General features: G+C 33.6%; 23 protein-coding genes. 9 read left to right on the forward strand and 14 right to left on the reverse strand.

Annotated elements, in window-relative coordinates; all coding sequences use genetic code 11:
• The first annotated feature begins 12 nt into the window (after window positions 1-12).
• Window positions 13-333: an MmcQ/YjbR family DNA-binding protein gene (locus SCB73_RS09685; RefSeq protein ID WP_320569828.1), complete on the forward strand. Its 321-nt coding sequence runs from the start codon at window positions 13-15 to the stop codon at window positions 331-333.
• Between the two features lie 5 nt (window positions 334-338).
• Here SCB73_RS09685 and SCB73_RS09690 read toward each other — a convergent pair whose 3' ends face one another.
• The 9 genes from SCB73_RS09690 to ahcY all read right to left on the reverse strand — a co-directional run bounded on the left by SCB73_RS09690 (window position 339) and on the right by ahcY (window position 8,309).
• Window positions 339-947, reverse strand: a complete 609-nt coding sequence (locus tag SCB73_RS09690; RefSeq protein WP_320569829.1) for an alpha-ketoglutarate-dependent dioxygenase AlkB family protein — start codon at window positions 945-947, stop codon at window positions 339-341.
• Window positions 934-1,179, reverse strand: a complete 246-nt coding sequence (locus SCB73_RS09695; RefSeq protein ID WP_320569830.1) for an Ada metal-binding domain-containing protein — start codon at window positions 1,177-1,179, stop codon at window positions 934-936. Before SCB73_RS09695 ends, SCB73_RS09690 begins: the two co-directional genes overlap by 14 nt.
• Before the next feature lie 166 nt (window positions 1,180-1,345).
• Window positions 1,346-2,059 carry a 2OG-Fe(II) oxygenase gene (locus tag SCB73_RS09700; protein WP_320569831.1) on the reverse strand — a complete coding sequence of 238 codons (714 nt, stop codon included), beginning with the start codon at window positions 2,057-2,059 and terminating at the stop codon, window positions 1,346-1,348.
• Window positions 2,060-2,202: 143 nt separating this feature from the next.
• The gene (locus SCB73_RS09705) at window positions 2,203-3,051 is read right to left on the reverse strand and encodes a bifunctional helix-turn-helix domain-containing protein/methylated-DNA--[protein]-cysteine S-methyltransferase (RefSeq protein ID WP_320569832.1); all 849 of its coding nucleotides are present in this window, start codon (window positions 3,049-3,051) and stop codon (window positions 2,203-2,205) included.
• A gap of 138 nt (window positions 3,052-3,189) precedes the next feature.
• The gene (locus tag SCB73_RS09710; RefSeq protein ID WP_320569833.1) at window positions 3,190-3,657 is read right to left on the reverse strand and encodes a GNAT family N-acetyltransferase; all 468 of its coding nucleotides are present in this window, start codon (window positions 3,655-3,657) and stop codon (window positions 3,190-3,192) included.
• 62 nt (window positions 3,658-3,719) lie between these two features.
• Window positions 3,720-4,052, reverse strand: a complete 333-nt coding sequence (locus tag SCB73_RS09715) for a DMT family transporter (RefSeq protein WP_320569834.1) — start codon at window positions 4,050-4,052, stop codon at window positions 3,720-3,722.
• A gap of 51 nt (window positions 4,053-4,103) precedes the next feature.
• The gene (locus SCB73_RS09720; protein WP_320569835.1) at window positions 4,104-4,388 is read right to left on the reverse strand and encodes a hypothetical protein; all 285 of its coding nucleotides are present in this window, start codon (window positions 4,386-4,388) and stop codon (window positions 4,104-4,106) included.
• Between the two features lie 72 nt (window positions 4,389-4,460).
• Entirely contained in the window at window positions 4,461-6,779 is a 2,319-nt protein-coding gene (locus SCB73_RS09725) for a patatin-like phospholipase family protein (protein ID WP_320569836.1), read from the reverse strand.
• A gap of 213 nt (window positions 6,780-6,992) precedes the next feature.
• Window positions 6,993-8,309 (reverse strand): adenosylhomocysteinase, encoded by a 1,317-nt coding sequence (gene ahcY, locus SCB73_RS09730; RefSeq protein ID WP_201998671.1) that lies wholly within the window; start codon window positions 8,307-8,309, stop codon window positions 6,993-6,995.
• 339 nt (window positions 8,310-8,648) lie between these two features.
• Here ahcY and SCB73_RS09735 point away from each other — a divergent pair, with 339 nt between their 5' ends.
• A complete protein-coding gene (locus tag SCB73_RS09735; RefSeq protein ID WP_320569837.1) occupies window positions 8,649-9,299 on the forward strand; it encodes a 4'-phosphopantetheinyl transferase family protein in 651 nt (216 codons plus the stop codon).
• 46 nt (window positions 9,300-9,345) lie between these two features.
• On the opposite strand, the gene SCB73_RS09740 is transcribed toward SCB73_RS09735, so the two are convergent.
• From SCB73_RS09740 to SCB73_RS09750, 3 genes are all read right to left on the reverse strand, one after another.
• On the reverse strand, window positions 9,346-9,744 hold the full coding sequence (locus SCB73_RS09740) for a group III truncated hemoglobin (protein ID WP_320569838.1): 399 nt from the start codon (window positions 9,742-9,744) through the stop codon (window positions 9,346-9,348).
• Entirely contained in the window at window positions 9,741-10,028 is a 288-nt protein-coding gene (locus tag SCB73_RS09745; protein ID WP_320569839.1) for a hypothetical protein, read from the reverse strand. Before SCB73_RS09745 ends, SCB73_RS09740 begins: the two co-directional genes overlap by 4 nt.
• A gap of 83 nt (window positions 10,029-10,111) precedes the next feature.
• Complete coding sequence (locus SCB73_RS09750) at window positions 10,112-10,708, reverse strand: Crp/Fnr family transcriptional regulator (RefSeq protein ID WP_320569840.1); 597 nt, start codon at window positions 10,706-10,708, stop codon at window positions 10,112-10,114.
• A 93-nt stretch (window positions 10,709-10,801) separates the two neighbouring features.
• Here SCB73_RS09750 and SCB73_RS09755 point away from each other — a divergent pair, with 93 nt between their 5' ends.
• The 5 genes from SCB73_RS09755 to SCB73_RS09775 all read left to right on the forward strand — a co-directional run bounded on the left by SCB73_RS09755 (window position 10,802) and on the right by SCB73_RS09775 (window position 17,072).
• Complete coding sequence (locus SCB73_RS09755) at window positions 10,802-11,530, forward strand: phosphoglycerol geranylgeranyltransferase (RefSeq protein ID WP_320569841.1); 729 nt, start codon at window positions 10,802-10,804, stop codon at window positions 11,528-11,530.
• Window positions 11,531-11,554: 24 nt separating this feature from the next.
• A complete protein-coding gene (gene pnuC / locus SCB73_RS09760) occupies window positions 11,555-12,178 on the forward strand; it encodes a nicotinamide riboside transporter PnuC (RefSeq protein ID WP_320569842.1) in 624 nt (207 codons plus the stop codon).
• On the forward strand, window positions 12,139-14,253 hold the full coding sequence (locus SCB73_RS09765; RefSeq protein WP_320569843.1) for a DUF4301 family protein: 2,115 nt from the start codon (window positions 12,139-12,141) through the stop codon (window positions 14,251-14,253). Before pnuC ends, SCB73_RS09765 begins: the two co-directional genes overlap by 40 nt.
• Window positions 14,253-14,654, forward strand: a complete 402-nt coding sequence (gene arfB / locus SCB73_RS09770) for an alternative ribosome rescue aminoacyl-tRNA hydrolase ArfB (RefSeq protein ID WP_320569844.1) — start codon at window positions 14,253-14,255, stop codon at window positions 14,652-14,654. Before SCB73_RS09765 ends, arfB begins: the two co-directional genes overlap by 1 nt.
• Before the next feature lie 267 nt (window positions 14,655-14,921).
• Window positions 14,922-17,072: a TonB-dependent receptor gene (locus SCB73_RS09775; protein WP_320569845.1), complete on the forward strand. Its 2,151-nt coding sequence runs from the start codon at window positions 14,922-14,924 to the stop codon at window positions 17,070-17,072.
• Window positions 17,073-17,116: 44 nt separating this feature from the next.
• Here the strand turns inward: SCB73_RS09775 and SCB73_RS09780 are convergent, their stop codons facing one another.
• Entirely contained in the window at window positions 17,117-17,530 is a 414-nt protein-coding gene (locus SCB73_RS09780) for a Rieske (2Fe-2S) protein (RefSeq protein WP_320569846.1), read from the reverse strand.
• A 156-nt stretch (window positions 17,531-17,686) separates the two neighbouring features.
• Between SCB73_RS09780 and greA the strand changes: the two genes are divergently transcribed.
• Together greA and SCB73_RS09790 are read left to right on the forward strand one after the other, a co-directional pair.
• Window positions 17,687-18,163, forward strand: coding sequence for a transcription elongation factor GreA (greA, locus tag SCB73_RS09785; RefSeq protein ID WP_111288069.1), 477 nt, complete (start codon window positions 17,687-17,689; stop codon window positions 18,161-18,163).
• 61 nt (window positions 18,164-18,224) lie between these two features.
• The gene (locus SCB73_RS09790; protein WP_320569847.1) at window positions 18,225-18,614 is read left to right on the forward strand and encodes an HIT family protein; all 390 of its coding nucleotides are present in this window, start codon (window positions 18,225-18,227) and stop codon (window positions 18,612-18,614) included.
• A gap of 81 nt (window positions 18,615-18,695) precedes the next feature.
• Here SCB73_RS09790 and SCB73_RS09795 read toward each other — a convergent pair whose 3' ends face one another.
• Window positions 18,696-19,847, reverse strand: coding sequence for a sensor histidine kinase (locus SCB73_RS09795; RefSeq protein ID WP_320569848.1), 1,152 nt, complete (start codon window positions 19,845-19,847; stop codon window positions 18,696-18,698).
• Window positions 19,848-19,905 lie beyond the last annotated feature (58 nt).

Raw genomic sequence — 19,905 nt, forward strand, 5'->3', positions numbered from 1 at the left:
AAAAATGATATTATGATTTCAATTGAAGAATTTAGAAAATTAGCATTATCATTTCCAGATGCAACCGAAGAACCTCATTTTGAGAAAACCTCTTTCCGAATCAAAAAGAAGATTTTTGCCACTTTTGACGAAAAAAATAATCACGCTGTTTTAAAATTAAACGAAATTGATCAATCTGTTTTTTGTGCTTCTAGCGAAAAGATTTTTTATCCAATTCCGAATAAATGGGGAACACAAGGCTGGACAATTGTTGAACTTTCAAAAGTAAGACCGGAAATGTTTGAAGATGCTTTAAAGCTTTCGTATGAAAATGTTGCTCCAAAAAAGAAGTGAGATTTCTATCTTACGATAGTTCTAAAAGTCAAATTTACTCTTGGTTTTTGAGTAGTTTTTGTTGGCGGAAGCCGATGTAACCAATGCGTTTGTGTTTCATCTTTCATGATCAATAAGCTTCCATGTTCTAGGATAAGAGAAACCGTTTCTTTAGATTCTTTATGCTTGAAAGCAAATTTGCGCTCGGCACCAAAACTTAAAGAACCAATTGCACCATTTTTCTTCAAATCTTTTTCGGCGTCGCTGTGCCAAGCCATTCCTTCTTCGCCTGAATGATATAAATTCAGCAAACAAGAATTGAACGTTTCACCAGTTTTCTCTTCAATGATTTTTTTTAATTCTAAAAGTTCTGTTGTCCAAGGCAATGCTTTTTTTGTGGTATTCGAATATGTATATTCAAATTCCTGATCGCCGTACCAAGCTACTTTTCGTTTGGTTAAAATTAATTTTCCAAAGATGATGGCTTCGTCATTTTTCCATTCGATTGTATTTAAAAGTATGTCTCGATAAAAATCGGCTTCTGGTCTCGAAAATAATTTTCCGTAATAATTCACCGTTCCATCTTTCGGAAGTAAATTGGTGTTTTCGTCAGTTTCAGGATTAAATAAGTCCATTTTTCCAGTTTTGATATTCGGTTTTCATACAGTGACCGCAAGGTCTGAAACCATTTTTTATAGCTTCATTTTCAGATAAAAAGAAAACCCGATTTTCTCGTTTCATTCTTTTTCCTGAAGAACATTTTAGTGTTCCGTAGATTTTTAATTTTTGGTTTCCACCAAAACAAATTTCCGCATTTTTAATTTTAATACGAAGAGCTGAATCTGAAATTTCAATATGCTTTATCATTTTATTTTATGGATATTTTTATCGTAGAGACGTACAACTATGTGCCTAAAAACAGGCGGGTAAATCTCTCGCAAAGTCGCGAAGACGCAAAGGACTACATCTTACTTTGTGTTTTAAGTTTTTTTAAATAGAAACTTTGCGCCTTCGCGACTTTGCGAGATTAAAACTAAGTCAATGCATCATGAAAAATAATGCCTAATGTATATCTTTCGCCCGAATGAATCTCGCTCACCCCATGTTTCATATTAACTCGATAATAACCTTTGGTACCTTTTATTGGTCTGAAATTGGTTGTGAAAACTAAAATATCTCCTTTTTTAGGTTTTAAAACAATTGCTTTTGATTGCGCTCTTGGCGTTTGTTGTGTCAATACAAATTCTCCGCCGGTAAAATCTTCATCGGGATCAGAAAGGAATAGCACAATTTGAATAGGGAAATAAACATCGCCATACAAGTCCTGATGTAAAGTATTAAAGCCACTTTTACCATATTTAAGAATCAAAACAGTCGCTTTTAACTGATTATTATCGTGACATTGTTTTAGTAATTCTTCATGATTTATTGGAAAAGCAGTGTTGATATTTAAGGCTTTCATCCATGCATTTGCGATCGGTGCTAATTTCGGATAAATCAAAGAACGAATGTTTTGAATCAAATCTGGCAAAGGATAATTGAAATATTTGTATTCACCCAAACCGAAACGATAGTGTTCCATAACAACGGTTTTTCGGTATAAATTTGGATTGTCATAATCGAATTTTAAATCCTCACATTGTTCGTTACTGAGAATTTTTGGAATAATGGCAAAGCCATTTTCATGCATAGATTCGGTGATGCTTTCCCAATTTTGAGAAGCAATTTTTGATTGTATATTTTGCATAAAATTAAATTAGTTTGTGTTCCAATTTTCATCGTAGAGACGCACTGCCGTCCGTCTGCAGAAAGATTGTAGATAAGATTCTTACGGAAATACAGGAGGTTAGACGCACAGCTGTGCGTCTCTACGATGTTGCGGTGTGTGAATTATAATCCAGAATTTACCTGCGCGCCTTCCCAGCCAATAATAGCTGTTTTTCTAGTATTTCCCCACATATAACCTCCAAAAACTCCTGAAGATTGAATGACACGATGACACGGAATTAGAAACGCAACAGGATTACTGCCAATGGCTGTGCCAACTGCGCGAGAGGCATTTGGTTTTTGAATTTGATGCGCAATATTCCCATAAGTAGAAAGTTGACCCATTGGGATTTTTAATAAAGTTTCCCAAACTTTAAGTTGAAAATCGGTGCCTTTTAAATGAAGTTTTATTTCAGATAATTTGCTCCAGTCGTTTTGGAAAATAAATAAAGCATTTTGCTGAGCCAAATCTAGTTTTTTAGAAAATTGAGCATTCGGAAATTTATGTTTTAAATCCTGAAATCCGATTTCTTCTTCTTCGGCGAAAGCCATAAAACAAACGCCTTTTTGAGTCGAAGCAACAATTATATTCCCAAACGGACTTTCGGCAAAACTATAATTTATTTCGAGATTTTTTCCCCCGTTTTTATATTCAGCAGGCGTCATTCCTTCGATATTTACAAATAAATCGTGAAGTCGGCTTGTTCCTGAAAGTCCAGTTTCAAAAGCAGTTTCAGAAACGGTTGCCTGATTTTCTTTGAGTAGTTTTTTGGCATGCTCGATGCTCATATATTGTAAAAATTTCTTCGGACTGGTTCCTGCCCAATCACTAAAAAGCCTCTGAAAGTGAAACGGACTCAAATGTACTTTCTCTGCAACCTCATCAAGATTGGGCTGCTCTTTAAAATTTGCTTTGATATAATCGATCGCTTCGGCAATACGATTATAATTAATGGTTTCTTGTGTGTTCATTTTTCTTCCATTTTATAAGGTAAGGCAAAGATCGATTGGTTTTGGCAGATAGAAAATCCGAAACTTGCGGAAATAGTTTTTTGTTTGTTTTGTTTCATGTTTCACGTTCTGCAGTAACTTGAAACCTGGAACATGAAACTAATATTTAATTTCTTTTTCCATTTTATAATTAATAATTTCAACGTCTTTGACTATGTTCTTTTGTTCCGCTTTTACAACAAATCCTTTCTTTTCAAAAAACGGTTTTGCGGTTATGCTTACGTCTGAAATTATTGTTTTTGAATGCTGTTTTTTAGCTTCAAGTTCTAATTCGGTTAAGATTTTATTGGCAATTCCTTTTCTTTGAAAATCTTTGTGAATGAAAAAGAAATCAATATAATTTCCGTCTTTCAAAGTTCCGAAACCCACAATTTTATTTTCAATTATAGCAAGTAAAACCAATTGTTTTTCGATAACATCAATCCAGCGCTGTGTGAGTTTTACGCCAGAAATCCAAGCTTCAATTTGATCAGGATTGTAATCGTTTTTACAGACCGATTGAATGGTTTGGACGAATAATTCCTGCATTTCTGGAAGATCTGCGATTGTGGCTTTTTTGAGAAACATAATGTAATGATTTTAAGCTTTAATAATTTTGATAGTATCATTTGATACTATCATTATCTTCACTAATGCGCCACAGTTTTAGAAAAAACATTAATGATAATAACACCAATGATAATGAAACTCAATCCAATTATCGCAGGTAAATCAGATATTTCTTTAAAAAATATAGCGCCAATTGCTGTAATTAAAACAATTCCGACGCCAGACCAAATCGCGTAAGCAAAACCAACAGGAATGGTTCGAATTGCAAAACTTAAGCAGTAAAATGCACCACAATATCCAATTACAGTAATGATGCTTGGAACTAGTTTAGTGAACTCTGAAGATTTTTTTAATGCTGAAGTAGCGATGATTTCGAAGATTATGGCGATAAATAAAAATAAAAAATTCTTCATGATTGTCGTTTTTACAAAGTTAAGCTTTGTTTAAAACGAAAAGGAATTTATTTATCGAAGATGAATTTCTATTTCATTATTTTTTACCTCATCAAAACAATCAATGCATAGCATTTGAAAATCGGCTTTAGTTTTAAAAACGTCAGTCCATTCTTCACCATTATCAAGAAGCCATTGTTCGCATTCTCTACACCAAGCAATCTGAGGAAGATCTTCTTCGGCTTCTGAATAGTAAAAACCTACTTTTTCTTTAGAATCTATTGCCATTGCAATATGAATACAGCCAAAAGCCATTTCTTTTACACCATGTGTTTCACATAAAACTTTCTCAATCATAATTTTCTTTTCGCCCTTTATTTTTTTGATGGACTCTTGGGTTCCAAACTTACACTTTTAGGATTGATTCTCCTATGGGTTAAGCGATAATCCTACGCTGAAAAACAATCTGACTTTATCAATATTATTGATCCAAGAAGTGTCGAAATGAATTGGGCCTAAAATGGATTGATACGAAATTGCGGCTCCTCCAGATAATACAAGGCTAGGCTCAAAATTATCATCCCACTTTCCTTTTGGGGTGAAGGCGTGATCTATATAATCGTTAAAAGTACCAAAGCCAACGGTTGCGATGTTGAAATGAGGTATCACATAAATTTTTCCGGTAATATTTACTTGAGATCCGAGTTTAAGACCCATATATTGTGTAGCATTGAGTTCGTCTTCATGCAAACCTGCGAATGAAAATCGATTACTGCCTGAACTTGGTATAATGCCTCCAATGAAATATTTTGCAGCATAACCAAAATCTGAAAATGGAATATCACCATTTTTGAGTTTGTCTTGAAAAATAAAATAAGAATCGAATCCTATTATTCCTGTAATTTTCTTTTCTATGGGCAGTCTCCTTTCAAAACTAAAGCCAAATTTTGTGTAGCCATTTGTTGAGCCGGAAATGTCTGTTATATCTGGGTCAGAATATGAGGAATTAATATCGGTAAGAAATGATCGAGCTATATTTGATTTTATGATTGTTCCGTTTGTAGCAAAGAAAACTTTATCCATATCATTATAAGAATAATGCATGTTGAGTTCGATGTTGTTAAAGTTGTAATTGGTTAATGAAATTGAGTTTGGATTGTATTCTCGATCGTATTTTGGTTTTAAATTCGTGTAATGATAGTTTAGGCCAAAACCAAAATAACTTTTCAGCGAATTTAAATTTCTGTTTATCTCATTGTTGAATTCAAAAGCGTTATAAAGTATATTGTCTGAGGCTTTACCATTAATATAAATTTCCTGCCTCAGCAAGGCTCCATAAGCTTCAGATGCCCACCACCATTCTCTGTGGCCCCCAAAATTTTTCTGATAATTGATTCTGCCTTTTGGCTGTTCGGCAATATCGGCAGTGATTAGAAGACGAGATGCATCTGCAAGAACATTTCTGCCGGTGTAATTAAAAATGATTCCGACACCTCTATATGTATCATAATGTATGGAGGTGTTGAGCTGATTTTTGGCGCGCTCAGATCCAAACAATGTAATTCCGAGTTTGTCTCCGTCTTTGACAAAATAGCTATAGGTAATCTCATCAAAAAGATTAGTTCCCATGGCTCTGTTTATACCGGCGATTAAATCTTTGGTTGTATATTTTACGTGGGTTTTAAGATTTGCTCTTCCAACAACCAATGGCATATTTTCTGGGCTTATTTTTTTATAGACTATGGTGTCTAGAACAAATTCTTTGGGCATATCAGACAATGCATGAGTTCGTTGCGGAAATGCTTTTAGTTTTTCTGATAAAGCAATTAAAGCAGCAAGATTTTGATTTGTTGCTATTTTGCCGTCTTTGTAGATTTCATCGCTGTCTGCAAAATCAGCAGTTGAGAAACGTAAGTTGGGTAAATGATCGACCAATATTGTACATCGATCACGATTTTCAGGATTCTTAATATTACTAGGAAACATACTGGTTTGCATCAATATGGTCATAACATTGTTGAGTTTGTCTATTGGTTCCAATCCGCCACCAACATCACTTCCAATAATAATATCAGCTCCCATTTTTTGGGCAACATCAGTAGGGAAATTGTTTAAAACTCCTCCATCTACTAATACTGATTTTTCGTAAGGCATAGGCTTGAAAATCGCAGGCAATGACATACTGGCGCGCATAGCATAAGCTAAACTGCCTTTGCTTAAAATAACTTCTTTTCCCTCAACCAAGTCGGTTGCCATAGCTCTGAAAGGTATTGGGAGACTATCAAAATCTCTAACATTATATACGGGAAAGGTTAATTCAGAAAGGTATTCTCTTAGGTTTTGATCATTTAAAAGAGAACCAATACTATTAAGTTTTCCATCTTTAACACCAATTCCCACGACATATCTTTGAAACTCTCGTTTTTCTTCGGCACTTACAGATCGTAAGGATTGGCCTCCGCCGAGAAGTTTGTCCCAATTAATACTTTTGGTTAAATTTTCAATACTATCGCCAGAATATCCCATAGCATAAAGTCCTCCTATGATACTTCCCATACTGTTTCCAACAATAAGGTCTGGAACAATATGTAGCGAATCTAGTTTTTGTAAAAGCGGAATATGTGCAATTCCTTTTGCTCCGCCACCGCTTAAAACTAAAACGACTTTAGGTTTTTTTTCCTGAGAAAAAATAATCTGCGGAAGGCTTAATAAAAATAAGAAGACGAATAAATAAGATGTTTTTTTCAAGTTTACAGCGTTTATGTAGTTGAGAAATAGATTCTTATTTTGATTCTTAAAAGTAAGTAGATATTTGTAAACGTGCAATTTTTTGTTAGAAATGTTTTGCTAAAGTATAAAACAGAAAACCCGACAGGTTTTAAAAACCTGTCGGGTTTGAATATGTAATCGAAGAAATCTAATCCCGAGGCTTCGAGACAGAAATCTTCAATCTAAAATCAATTAGTATCTGTAGTACTCTGGTTTGAATGGACCTTGAACTTCAACACCAATGTAAGCAGCTTGATCTTCACGTAAAGTTTCTAATTCAACGCCTAATTTAGCTAAGTGTAAAGCGGCAACTTTTTCATCTAAATGTTTTGGTAACATGTAAACTTCGTTTTTGTAAGCTGCGCTGTTGTTCCATAATTCGATTTGAGCCAAAGTTTGGTTTGTAAATGAGTTACTCATTACAAAACTTGGGTGACCTGTAGCACATCCAAGGTTTACTAAACGACCTTCAGCCAAGATAATAATATCTTTTCCAGCGATAGTATATTTGTCAACCTGAGGTTTGATTTCAATTTTAGAAGCACCGTGGTTTTTGTTTAACCAAGCCATGTCGATTTCGTTATCAAAGTGTCCGATGTTACAAACAACAGTTTTGTCTTTCATTTTTTCGAAATGACTTCCCACCACGATATCTTTATTTCCTGTAGTTGTAATGATGATATCAGCATTAGCAATTACAGTATCTAATTTTTTAACTTCGTAACCGTCCATTGCAGCTTGTAAAGCACAAATTGGATCAATTTCAGTAACTGTTACAATAGAACCAGCACCTCTAAAAGAAGCTGCAGTTCCTTTTCCTACGTCACCATATCCACAAACAATTACTCTTTTTCCAGCCAACATTAAGTCAGTTGCACGACGAATAGCATCTACTGCAGATTCTTTACATCCGTATTTGTTATCAAATTTAGATTTAGTAACAGAGTCGTTAATGTTGATAGCAGGCATTGGCAACGTTCCAGCTTTTACTCTTTCGTAAAGTCTGTGAACACCAGTTGTAGTTTCTTCAGAAAGACCTTTAATTCCAGGAACCAATTCTGGGTAACGATCAATAACCATGTTAGTTAAATCTCCACCGTCATCAAGAATCATGTTCAATGGTTTTCTGTCTTCACCAAAGAATAAAGTTTGCTCAATACACCAGTCAAATTCTTCTTCATTTAAACCTTTCCAAGCGTACACAGAAATTCCAGCAGCAGCAATTGCAGCAGCAGCTTGATCCTGAGTAGAGAAAATGTTACAAGAAGACCAAGTAACTTCTGCACCAAGAGCAATTAAAGTTTCGATCAAAACAGCAGTTTGAATCGTCATGTGCAAACATCCAGCAATACGAGCACCTTTTAATGGTTGTTCGTCTTTATATTCAGCGCGAAGTGCCATTAAACCTGGCATTTCAGCTTCAGCTAGTTCAATTTCTTTTCTTCCCCAAGCCGCTAGAGAAATGTCTTTTACTTTGAAAGCCACATATGGCGTAGTTGTAGTACTCATTTATATTATTATATTATATTTGTATAATTACTTCGTCCGTTCGCCTTTTAGGCTCGGGTGTAAATTTTTTGCAAATTTAAGGAATAGCTTTTTATTTTTACTAATTTCTATCAGATTTGTGAAATCTTTAATTTCTTAATCTTTAGAATGTTAGTTTAGGAATCGTTTTTAGACCATATTAGTGATATAAGTTCATTTAAAAAGATTCTGAAACTATTACCTTTGCACTGAATTGCTTATATTTACTAATACATTTTTAAGCCAACAGTTATATTTTCTTAAATGACTTATGGTTTAAAAATTCACAATTAACCATTCATAATTCACAATTAAAAAGTAATGCCTTTATTTCAGACCATACAATTCAATGAAACTACTAAAATTTTAATTTGGGAAATAACCGAATCTTTTGAGGAATTGTACAGTCGCGTTACTTTGAAAGAAAAGACACAACGAAGACTCGACGGAATGAAATCGCAAATGCATCAGCGTGCTTTTTTAAGTGTTCGAATGCTGATTCAAGAAATGGGGTTTACAGATAAAGATTTGCATTATGATGAATTTGGGAAACCTTATTTTGATTGTGATAATCATATCTCAATTACACATTCGTACCATTTTGCGGCAATAATTATAAGCAAAGAAAAGGTTGGAATTGATATGGAATTGCAACGCGAAAAGATTCAGAGAATTGCAGATAAATTTACGGATTACGAATGCAATTATCTAAAGTCAGAATTTACAGAGGAATACATAAAAAAGCTTACTGTAATCTGGGGTGCAAAAGAAGCAATCTTCAAAATCAGAAATGAAAAAGGAATTAGTTTTAAAGATCATATTCAGGTCGAAAATTTTTCTTTAGAGAAATCCCAAACACAGGCAAGTCTTCATTTTGATGATTTGGTTAAAGATTTCGATGTGCATTATCAAGAAGTTAAATCAGATAATTTTGAGGGGACTTTTACTTTGGTTTATGCTTTTGAGAAATAAATTTTAATATAAAAATTCCAAATTCCAAATTCCAAAATTAAAAGTATTAAACTTCACTTTCCTTTTGCCTATGCTGAAACATACTTACATACAAAAAAGTGCTCATCTTTCTAGCTCGACGTTTTAATGTTTCTACATTTTCACCTTCAAAATGTTCATCTAAAGTTTGTGCCCAATAATTCAGCCAGATTCCAAATTCATTTGCTGTAATCTTGCTTCCAAAATGTTCGTCAACTTCATTATGAACCGCATGTGGATTTCCTTTGTATTTACGCACGGCAAATAGATTTGTCTCCCAAAAATCGGTCAGTTTTTCAAGATGTGCATCCCAATCCGTAATCATTTCATTAAAATAAAAGCCGATTTCCTCATCGGCTCTTATTTTAGCATAGAATTGATGAACTAAAAAAGAAATATCTTCTCTATTTTCTATTTGTTTTTTCATAGTATAAAACTATTTAAGAGTATAAAAAATACGCTTAATACTGCACTTGTAATTATAAAATTAAAAACTGTTTTGTGTTTCATTTGTGCCAAAATAGAAGTATTAGCAAAGACACAAGCTAAAACAATGATGCCCAACTGAAGCATTTGAAAAATTGAAGTTCCGTTAGCTAAAACGTACATCGCTGCGGCGCCTCCTAAACAGCTTTGTCCAATTACTGCCATTGCAGCTGAACCCATATAATTTTTATTGAAAATGTCGAATGTTGATTGATATAGTGTCATGATATTGTGTTTTTTTATACCAACAAAGGTACATGCACAATACAGCTACGTTTTATGATTAAAATCATAAAACAAAAACTTTTTTATCGATATACTTTTCGGTTAATAATCTTCAATTCACCTTTTTTCTCCAAAGACTTTATTGTTCTGATGACTGTTTCAACACGTAAACCAGTCAAATCACCAATTTGTTGTCGGGTAAAATTGATGAGGTAGCCGTTTGTATCTTTTTTGAAATTAAAATAAGCAATTCCGTGATCGATTAATTTTAAAACCCGATGTTCTGGCTCCTGAGTAGATATTTCAGCAGCCATAACTGATTTATAATATAATCGTTGCGCTAAATTCTCGATTATTTTAATGCCGATTTTTGGATTTTCTTCCAGCAGTTTCATAAAGTTTGATTTTGGAAGAAGAAGAATTTCGCTGTCATCGACCGCAATAGCATTGGCAGGATATTTTTGGTTTAAAAACAAAGGCGGTTCACCAAAAGATTGTCCTTTATAAAATATTCCCTGAATAAATTCACGACCGTCATCATTGTAGTTGCTCATTTTTATTTCTCCAGAAAGTATCTGATAATAATTTGCAGGAAAAATTCCTTCTTCAAAAATAGTTTGATTTTTATCGAAAGATTTTTTCAAAGCGCCATATTTTTCTAATAATTCGGGAGCAATCATATCCTTATCACTTTGGTTTTCATTAACAGCAATACAAATATAATTTATTCAAAATAGTTCTTCACATTAAAAACTTTTACTTTTACGGCCACTATGAGGCAAAAAATACTTAACATCCATCAACAGATTATAGAAGCCAAAAGAAGTGGCAAAAAATTGCTGGCGATTCTTTTGGATCCTGATAAAATTGTTTGGGAAAATTTAGATCATTTATTAGACAAGATAAATCAATCTCCTGCGACACATATTTTTGTGGGCGGAAGCATTGTTCAGGCAATAATTTTAGAAGATTTGATTACACAATTAAAACTAAAAACAAACCTTCCAGTAATTATATTTCCTGGAGATCCGTCACAAATTTCCCCTCAAGCCGATGCTATTTTATTTCTGTCGTTATTATCAGGTAGAAATCCAGATTATTTAATTGAATACCAGGTTCAAGCAGCGCCAATTCTAAAAAAAACAAATCTTGAAGTAATTTCTACAGGATATATTTTGATAGAAAGTGGCAATGAAACGGCGGTCGCACGCGTTAGTAAAACGAAACCGCTTAATCGTGAAAACTTTGATTTGGCTCTAGCCACTGCACAAGCAGGCGAAATGCTTGGAAATAAATTGATGTATTTAGAAGCTGGAAGTGGCGCTAAAAATGCAGTGCCACTGAAAATGATAGAGTTAATTGCGCAAAATATTGAAATTCCTATAATTGTTGGCGGAGGAATTGTAGATTTGCACGGAATTCAAAATGCGTACAAAGCTGGAGCCGATTTAGTAGTCATTGGAACTGCTTTTGAAAACAACAGTCGTTTTTTTGAATTCTAAACCAACCCAAAACAGCTTGACCCAATGATGGATTTTTTTCTAGACAGTTACAAAAATGCACCGCTATGGCACATTGCTCTTGAATTTTTAGTTTTTGTCTGTGGTATTTTAAGCGTTTGGTTTGCTAAAAAAGAAAACATTTGGGTGTATCCAACAGGACTAATCGCAACCGTAATTTCAGTGTATTTGCTTTATATTGCGGGTTATATTGGCGATATGATTATCAATGGATATTTTTCGATTATGAGTATTTACGGTTGGTATGTATGGGCGAGAGGAGGAACGGTTGAGGATAATTTACCAATTACTCGTACAAATCTTAATGAAAAAATAATCGGAATCGTACTGTTTATTGTAACCGTTTTTGTAGTTTTCGGCATTTATAAATATTTTGATTATGAAATCAAGAAAGACAATTATGTCGATATGATTTCGTCAGGAATATTTTTTGCAGGAATGTGGTATATGGCCAGGAAAAAAATCGAAAACTGGACACTTTGGATTATTGGCGATATTATTGTTGTGCCTCTTTATGCTTATCGCGGCTTAGGGATGCTGTCACTTCAATATTTAATTTTTACAATTTTGGCTATTTCAGCTTATTTAGAATGGAGAAAAATCTTAGACAGCAAAAAACAACTATCATAAAAATTGCTTTGTTTGGTCCTGAAAGTACAGGAAAAACGACTTTAGCAAAACAGCTTGCAGAATACTACGAAACCGAATGGGTTCCAGAGTTTGCTCGTGATTATTTACAAGAAAAATGGGAAGAAAATCAACACATTTGTGTGGCCGATGATATGATGCCTATTGCATACGGACAAACTGCTTTGGAAAATGAAAAACTTTCTCAGGCAAAAAAATACCTTTTCTGCGATACCAATTTGATGGTGACCAAAGTTTTCTCTGAAATGTATTATGGTTTCTGCGATCCGCTTTTAAACGAAGCGGCGTTGGAACATGAATACGACTTGTTTTTTTTGACCGATATTGATGTTCCTTGGGAAAAAGATGATATTAGAGATACACCAGATGGAAGAGAAACTGTATTTTCTGTTTTTAAACAAACTTTAATTGATACTAAAAAACCTTTTATAATTCTTTCAGGGAATAAAGAAAGCCGTTTGGCAAAAGCAACTGCAATTATTGATGAGCTTGCTATGGCCAAAGAACGTGGCTTTTCATCAGAAGATTTTGTTCAGTTGTATGAGCGAGGGATATCTTTTGAGAATGTTCTTAAGCAATTGAAAATTTTCAAAAAAGGAATCACAAAAAGCAACTTAATTGATGCCGCAACAATTGATGACGGAATTTTAGCTTTTTCAGAAACGGAATTCGAAGAGAAAGCAGTGTTTTTTGATTCGCAGGCAAAGAACCTGAAAATTAAAAAATTCGTTCCAGCTTCTGGCGCGGCGACAAGAATGTTTAAGTTTTTAAGAGCTTTTTTGAATGAATTTGACATCGAAAAAGAAACGATAAACGCTTATATAAATAGAAAGAAAGATAAAGAATTGTCCATTTTTATTGTTGCAATGGATAAGTTTCCATTTTTTAAAGCAGTCGATAAAAAGCTGAGATCAATTTATCCTGATTTTGATAGTTTAGAGCGTGATTATAAAAATTACTATTTCATAAAAACATTGCTTTCGCAGGATTATTTTGCTTTCGCAGATAAGCCAAAAGCGGTTTTGCCTTTCCATAAATACAAAGATCATATCGCTAATCCGATTGAAGAACATTTGAATGAATGCGCTCATTATGCTTCTTCAAATAAGGTTTCAAATCTTCATTTTACGGTAACCGAAGCGCATCAGCAATTATTTGAAAAAGAAATTGTAATTCTAAAAGATAAAGTCGAAAAAGATTCAGGAATTCAAATTAATATCGGCTATTCTTACCAAAATGCCAGTACAGATTCTATCGCTGTTGATACAAAAAACAAATTGGTAAGAGATAAAAATGAAGCCTTGATTTTCAGACCGGGCGGGCATGGCGCATTGATTCAAAATCTAAATAAGCTTGATGCCGATATTGTTTTTATTAAAAATATCGACAATGTGATTCAGAATCATATTGATAAAATTACATTGTATAAAAAAGCGCTTGCCGGAATCTTGATTGAAGCACAACAGAAAGTTTTTAGCTATTTAAGTGCTATTGATGAGCAAAAAATCGATGAAACTGAATTAGAAGAGATTGTTTGCTTTTTGTCTGAAAATTTGAATGTAGAAATCTCTAGTGATTTTAAAATGTTCACTTTTGAGAATAAAATCAACAAAGTCAAAGAACTTTTAGATCGCCCGATCAGAGTTTGCGGCATGGTGAAAAATGAGGGAGAACCTGGTGGAGGACCTTTTTGGGTTATGAGCGACAAAGGCATAAAATCGCTTCAAATTGTTGAAACATCCCAAATTGATTTATCGGATAAAAAGCAGGCTAAAATTTTGGCAGAATCTACTCATTTTAATCCGGTAGATTTGGTTTGTGGAATTAAAAATTATAAAGGTGAGAAGTTTGATTTGCAAAACTTTGTAGATCATAAAACGGGTTTTATTGTTGAGAAAAGTGTTGAAGGCAAAACAGTAAAAAATTATGAATTGCCAGGATTATGGAATGGTTCAATGGCACATTGGCTGACTATTTTTGTTGCCGTGCCACTGATTACTTTTAATCCAGTGAAAACGGTAAATGATTTACTTAAAGCACCACATCAGCCACAATAATGGATATTGATAAAATTATATCAGAATTAGGTTTTAAAGCCGTTCGCAGCAGTGGCGCCGGCGGACAAAACGTGAACAAAGTTTCTTCAAAAGTGGTTTTGTCTTTTGATTTAGAAGCTTCGCAAGCCTTGTCTGATGATGAAAAATTGCTTTTAAAAGAAAATATATCGGCGAGATTAACTTCTGAAAATATCCTGATTTTAAATTGTGACGAAGATCGAAGCCAGCTTAAAAACAAAGAAATCGTCACAAAGCGTTTTCTGGAAATAATCAAAAAAGGATTATTTGTTCCGAAAGTTAGAAAAGCAACAAAAGTTCCAAAAGCTGTAATTAAAAAACGAATCAAGGATAAAAAGAATATTTCTGATTTAAAACAATCTCGTAGAAAACCTGATTTTTAGTATTAAGACTATAGAATTAAGTATTAAGACATCAAAAACTAAAAATCTTAATACTTAATACATTTTTCTTAATACTTTTCTATATTTGCACTGTCTCAAAGGGGTGCTCTAAATAACGAGCTGAGATCATACCCAAAGAACCTGAGCGAGTAATGTTGCTAAGGGAAAAAACGACACTATCGAGCGTGCACACTTTATTTTGTCGTGAAACACATTTATTAATTTAACAAAAGAATAATTCCCCCTTTTATTCGTAATTTTTTACGAATGAAAACACTTTTTAAAGTTACAAAGTTACAAAGTTACAAAGTTGCAAAGCTGAGTAACAAATCTATTTTCTTTACTCTATTCACTATTTTCCTTACTCTAATTTCTTTTGCGCAAGAGCAAGATTCAACCAAGGTGAATAAATTAGATGACGTATTAGTTTCGGCAGTTCGTGTGACTTCAAAAACTCCGGTTACGTTTAGTAATATGGATAAAAAAGAAATCAAATTCAGAAATCTAGGGCAAGATATTCCTACTTTGATGAATTATCTTCCTTCTGTAGTTACAACTTCTGATGCCGGAAACGGAATTGGTTATAGCGGAATCAGAGTCCGCGGAAGCGATGCAACTCGCGTGAATGTTACCATCAACGGAATTCCATACAACGATGCAGAAAGTCAAGGAACTTTTTGGGTAAACATGCCCGATTTTGCTTCTTCGGTAGAAAGTTTGCAGTTGCAAAGAGGAGTTGGAACTTCAACAAACGGTTCAGGTGCTTTTGGAGCAAGTTTGAACATGTTGACCGATAATTATGCATCTAAAGCAACTGGCGAAATTTCAAGCTCTTTCGGAAGTTTTAATTCGCAGAAAAATACCGTGAAATTCAGCACAGGATTATTGAATGATCATTTTGAATTGGCTGGGCGTTTGTCTCGAATTAAATCTGATGGATATATTGACAGGGCAAGTTCTGATTTGAAATCGTATTTTCTTCAGGGAACTTACGTTGGAAAAACTACTTTAATTAAAGCTTTAGTTTTTGGCGGAACGGAGAAAACATATCAATCTTGGAACGGAATTGATGCCGAAACTATGAATGAAAACCGTACGTTCAATTCGGCTGGAATGTACACAGATGAATCTGGAAATGTTCGTTTTTATGACAATGAAACCGATAATTACCAACAAGATCATTATCAATTGCATTGGAGCGAAGCGGTTTCTGATAAATGGAGTACGAACCTGGCTTTTCATTATACAAAAGGAAAAGGCTACTACGAAAATTATAAAGAAGATGCAGATATGGCCGATTATGGCTTAGATCCTGTTGGAGCAATTACAACAACAGATTTAGTGCGCCAAAAATGGTTAGATAATGATTTCTATGGAACAACTTTTTCTGTAAAATATAAAGATGAAAAACTCGATGTTATTTTTGGCGGAGGCTGGAATAAATATGAAGGAGATCATTATGGAAAAGTGATTTGGGCGAGATATGCTTCTCAGTCAGAATTGGGAGATCATTATTACGATGATTTTTCGACAAAAACAGATGGAAATATTTTCGCAAAGGCAAATTATCAATTCACAGAAAAATTGAGCTTTTATGGCGATTTGCAATATAGAAGAGTGCGATATAAAGCCAATAGTTATGAAACGGGAGTTGTAGATGATACTTTCAATTTCTTTAATCCAAAAGCGGGATTGAATTATGAAATCAATCAAAAAAACACTTTATACTTTTCATACGCTCGAGCGAATCGTGAACCAAACAGAACCGATTATGAAGGTGGAAATGTAAAACCAGAAAAACTAAACGATTTTGAATTGGGATGGAGATTTAATTCGGATAATTTCCAATTAAATTCGAATGTTTATTACATGGCATACAAAGATCAGTTGATTTTAACAGGAACACTTGATGATGTTGGTGCACCGATTCGTTCTAATACAGACAAAAGTTATCGATTAGGTTTTGAATTTGACGCAACTATCAAACTTTCGGAACAATTTATAATTCGTCCAAATTTCACTTTAAGCAGCAATAAAAATGTTGATTTGGCTGTTGAAGGACAAAATTACGGAACGACTAAAATCGCGTATTCTCCAGAAGTTATCGCAGGAAATATAATTGTTTACAGCCCGATTCAGAGTTTGCATATTTCGTTATTGCAAAAATATGTTGGCGAACAATACATGAATAATATCGAATTGCCTTCAGCAAAACTGGCAGATTATTTTGTAAACGATTTGAATGTTTCTTATGAAATCAAGCCAAAATCGGTTTTCAAATCGATTATGATTACCGGTATGGTCAACAATATTTTGGATAAAAAATATGTTTCAAACGGATACATGTGGGATATTTATCCTTACTATTATCCGCAGGCAGGAATCAATTTCTTAGCCGGATTAACTTTAAAATTCTAAAAAACAAAAAAGCCTGAAAATCTAAACTTTCAGGCTTTTTTGTTTTAGTTATATACGTGAATTACGGTTCCAGAAACTTCGACGCGATATTGTTTTAATGGATATTCTTTTGAGCCAAGTCCAGTAAATAAGCTATATTGGACTTTATCGCAAGAGCAAACGGCATATATTCCGTCAATTGTCATGGCAGCGCACGAATTGATTTCTTGATTTGGGCACGCAGCATCAAAAGCATTATAACCGCTTCCAGCATTAAAAATGATAATTCCTTTTGCTCCATAATTCGGAATGATAACGCCATTACTTGGATACTTTAGATTAGAATACAAAGGTAAATTCATATCTACAGTCAAATTAACTGAGTAGTTTGGAATGTAAGGATTTTTATTGCTGCGTTCACCTTCGCTACAAGCAGAAAGTGCACAAACAAAGACGATTAAGAGCCAGATTTTTTTCATTATTTTAGTACGAATTAGTGAAACAAAAATAAATTATTTAGATTTGAAATCTATATGATTAACATATAATTATGTACTATTAAAAATTATAGTATATTTGTGGTAAGAAAATCCCGTCGCGATGGGATTTTTTGTATTTATATAAACGATGAAGTTATGAGTAAAGTATCTTATTATACAGCAGAAGGATTAAAAAAATTAAAAGATGAATTGGAGCATTTAAAGAGTGTAATGCGCCCAAAAGCATCTCAAGATATAGCAGATGCAAGAGACAAAGGCGATTTATCTGAAAATGCCGAGTATGATGCTGCAAAAGAAGCACAGGGTTTATTAGAAATGAGAATTTCGAAACTGGAAGAAGTTTATGCAAATGCTAGATTGATTGATGAATCTCAATTGGATGTTTCTAAAGTTTTGGTGCTTTCGAATGTGAAAATCAAAAACCAAAGCAACGGAATGGAAATGAAATATACACTTGTTGCTGAAAGTGAAGCCGATTTGAAAACTGGAAAAATCTCAGTGACTTCTCCTATTGGAAAAGGTTTGCTTGGAAAATCTGTTGGAGAAGTAGCCGAAATTACGGTTCCAAACGGAGTTTTGAAATTCGAAATTCTTGAAATTTCGAGAGACTAATTAAGTTTAACCGTTTAATCGTTAAATCGGTTAAACGAATCAACGATTAAACAAATAAACAATGGCATCGATATTCACAAAAATAGTAAACGGAGAAATTCCTGCCTATAAAATCGCTGAAGATGAAAATTATTTAGCTTTTTTAGACGTAAATCCAAATGCAAAAGGGCACACGCTTTGTATTCCAAAACAAGAAATCGATAAGATTTTTGATATGGATGACGAACTGTATTTAGGATTAATGAAATTTTCTAAAAAAATTGCAATTGCTTTAGAAAAAACAGTTCCATGTAAAAGAGTAGGAGTTGCTGTTGTAGGTTTAGAAGTGCCTCATACGCATGTGCATTTGATTCCGTTGAATCATATGGATGAAATGCGTTTTATTGATAAAGTTTCACTTTCAAAAGAGGAATTTGAAGATTTGGCAAAAAGCATAACGGCGAATTTATAGAATTTAGCTTGTCAGGCTGAGCGGAGTCGAAGCCCCGCAAAGTTTGGCTTTAATAAGAATAAAAAAATGCAGTAAAATTATTTACTGCATTTTTTTATTTAAAGAAATCTGAAATGTAGTTCCTTTTCCAATTTCAGAATGTAAAACTTTGATTTTTCCATTATGATATTCTTCTACAATTCTTTTGGTTAAGGAAAGTCCCAATCCCCAACCACGTTTTTTGGTGGTAAAACCCGTTTCAAAAATGGTTTTGAATTGTTTTTTAGGAATTCCGGTTCCGGAATCTTTTATATTTATTTTTACTTGATGTGCATCTTGTTCGATTTGCAGTTCTAAAATTCCTTTTCCTTTCATCGCGTCAATGGCATTTTTTACCAAATTTTCGATTACCCAACTATAAAGTGTCGTATTAATTTCAACCAAAATGGGTTCATTTGGCGTATTGTAAGAAAAAGCAACTTGTTTTGAAAAACGAGATTGCAAATATTTAAACGCATTTAAGGTTTCTGAAACAATATCGTGAATTTCTAAAACCGGAATAGAGCCAATTTTCGAAAAACGGTCGGTAATCGTCTGTAAACGATCAACATCCTTTTCAATTTCCGAGGTTATAGAGGGATCAATATCTTCTGTTTTTAAAATTTCAATCCAGCCAATTAAGGATGATAAAGGCGTACCAATTTGATGTGCTGTTTCTTTTGCCATTCCGGCCCACAATTTGTTTTGCGTAGCCATTTTGGTGCTTTTGTAAAAGTTGTAAATCAATGCAACACATAGAAATACAATTAAAAGCAGCGCAATTGGGTAATATTTCAGTTTATTGAGTAATGCGGAGTTGCCATAATACAGCTTTTGATATTTTCCCGGAGCGTATTCAAAAGTTATGGGTTCGTTTTCGTTGCTTAAATTCTTTAAAAAAGTTTTTAGTTTTTTCTTATCATTCAGGATTTCATCAGGAACATTTTTAGAACTAACCACGTTGTCATACAACATTAATATAACAGGAATAGAAGTATTGTTGCTGAAAATTTGAAGTGGTAATTCTACATCCGTATTTTCATCGGCATTGACAATTGTAATCTGCGCATTGGCAAAAAGCTTCATTTTCAGACGCTCTTCATTTTTGAAAATTTGGAAGAAAGTATACGTATTCCAAAGAATCAAAGTAATGATTAAAAAGGAAATAAGAATTATAACCCAGCGAGTTGTATTTCTGCGTTCAGAAAAGTGCATAAATTAATTTTTGAGGTATAAATATAACGAAATATAGTCATTTTATATTTTGCAGTTC

Source organism: Flavobacterium sp. KACC 22761 (assembly GCF_034058155.1).
Taxonomy (GTDB): Bacteria; Bacteroidota; Bacteroidia; order Flavobacteriales; family Flavobacteriaceae; genus Flavobacterium.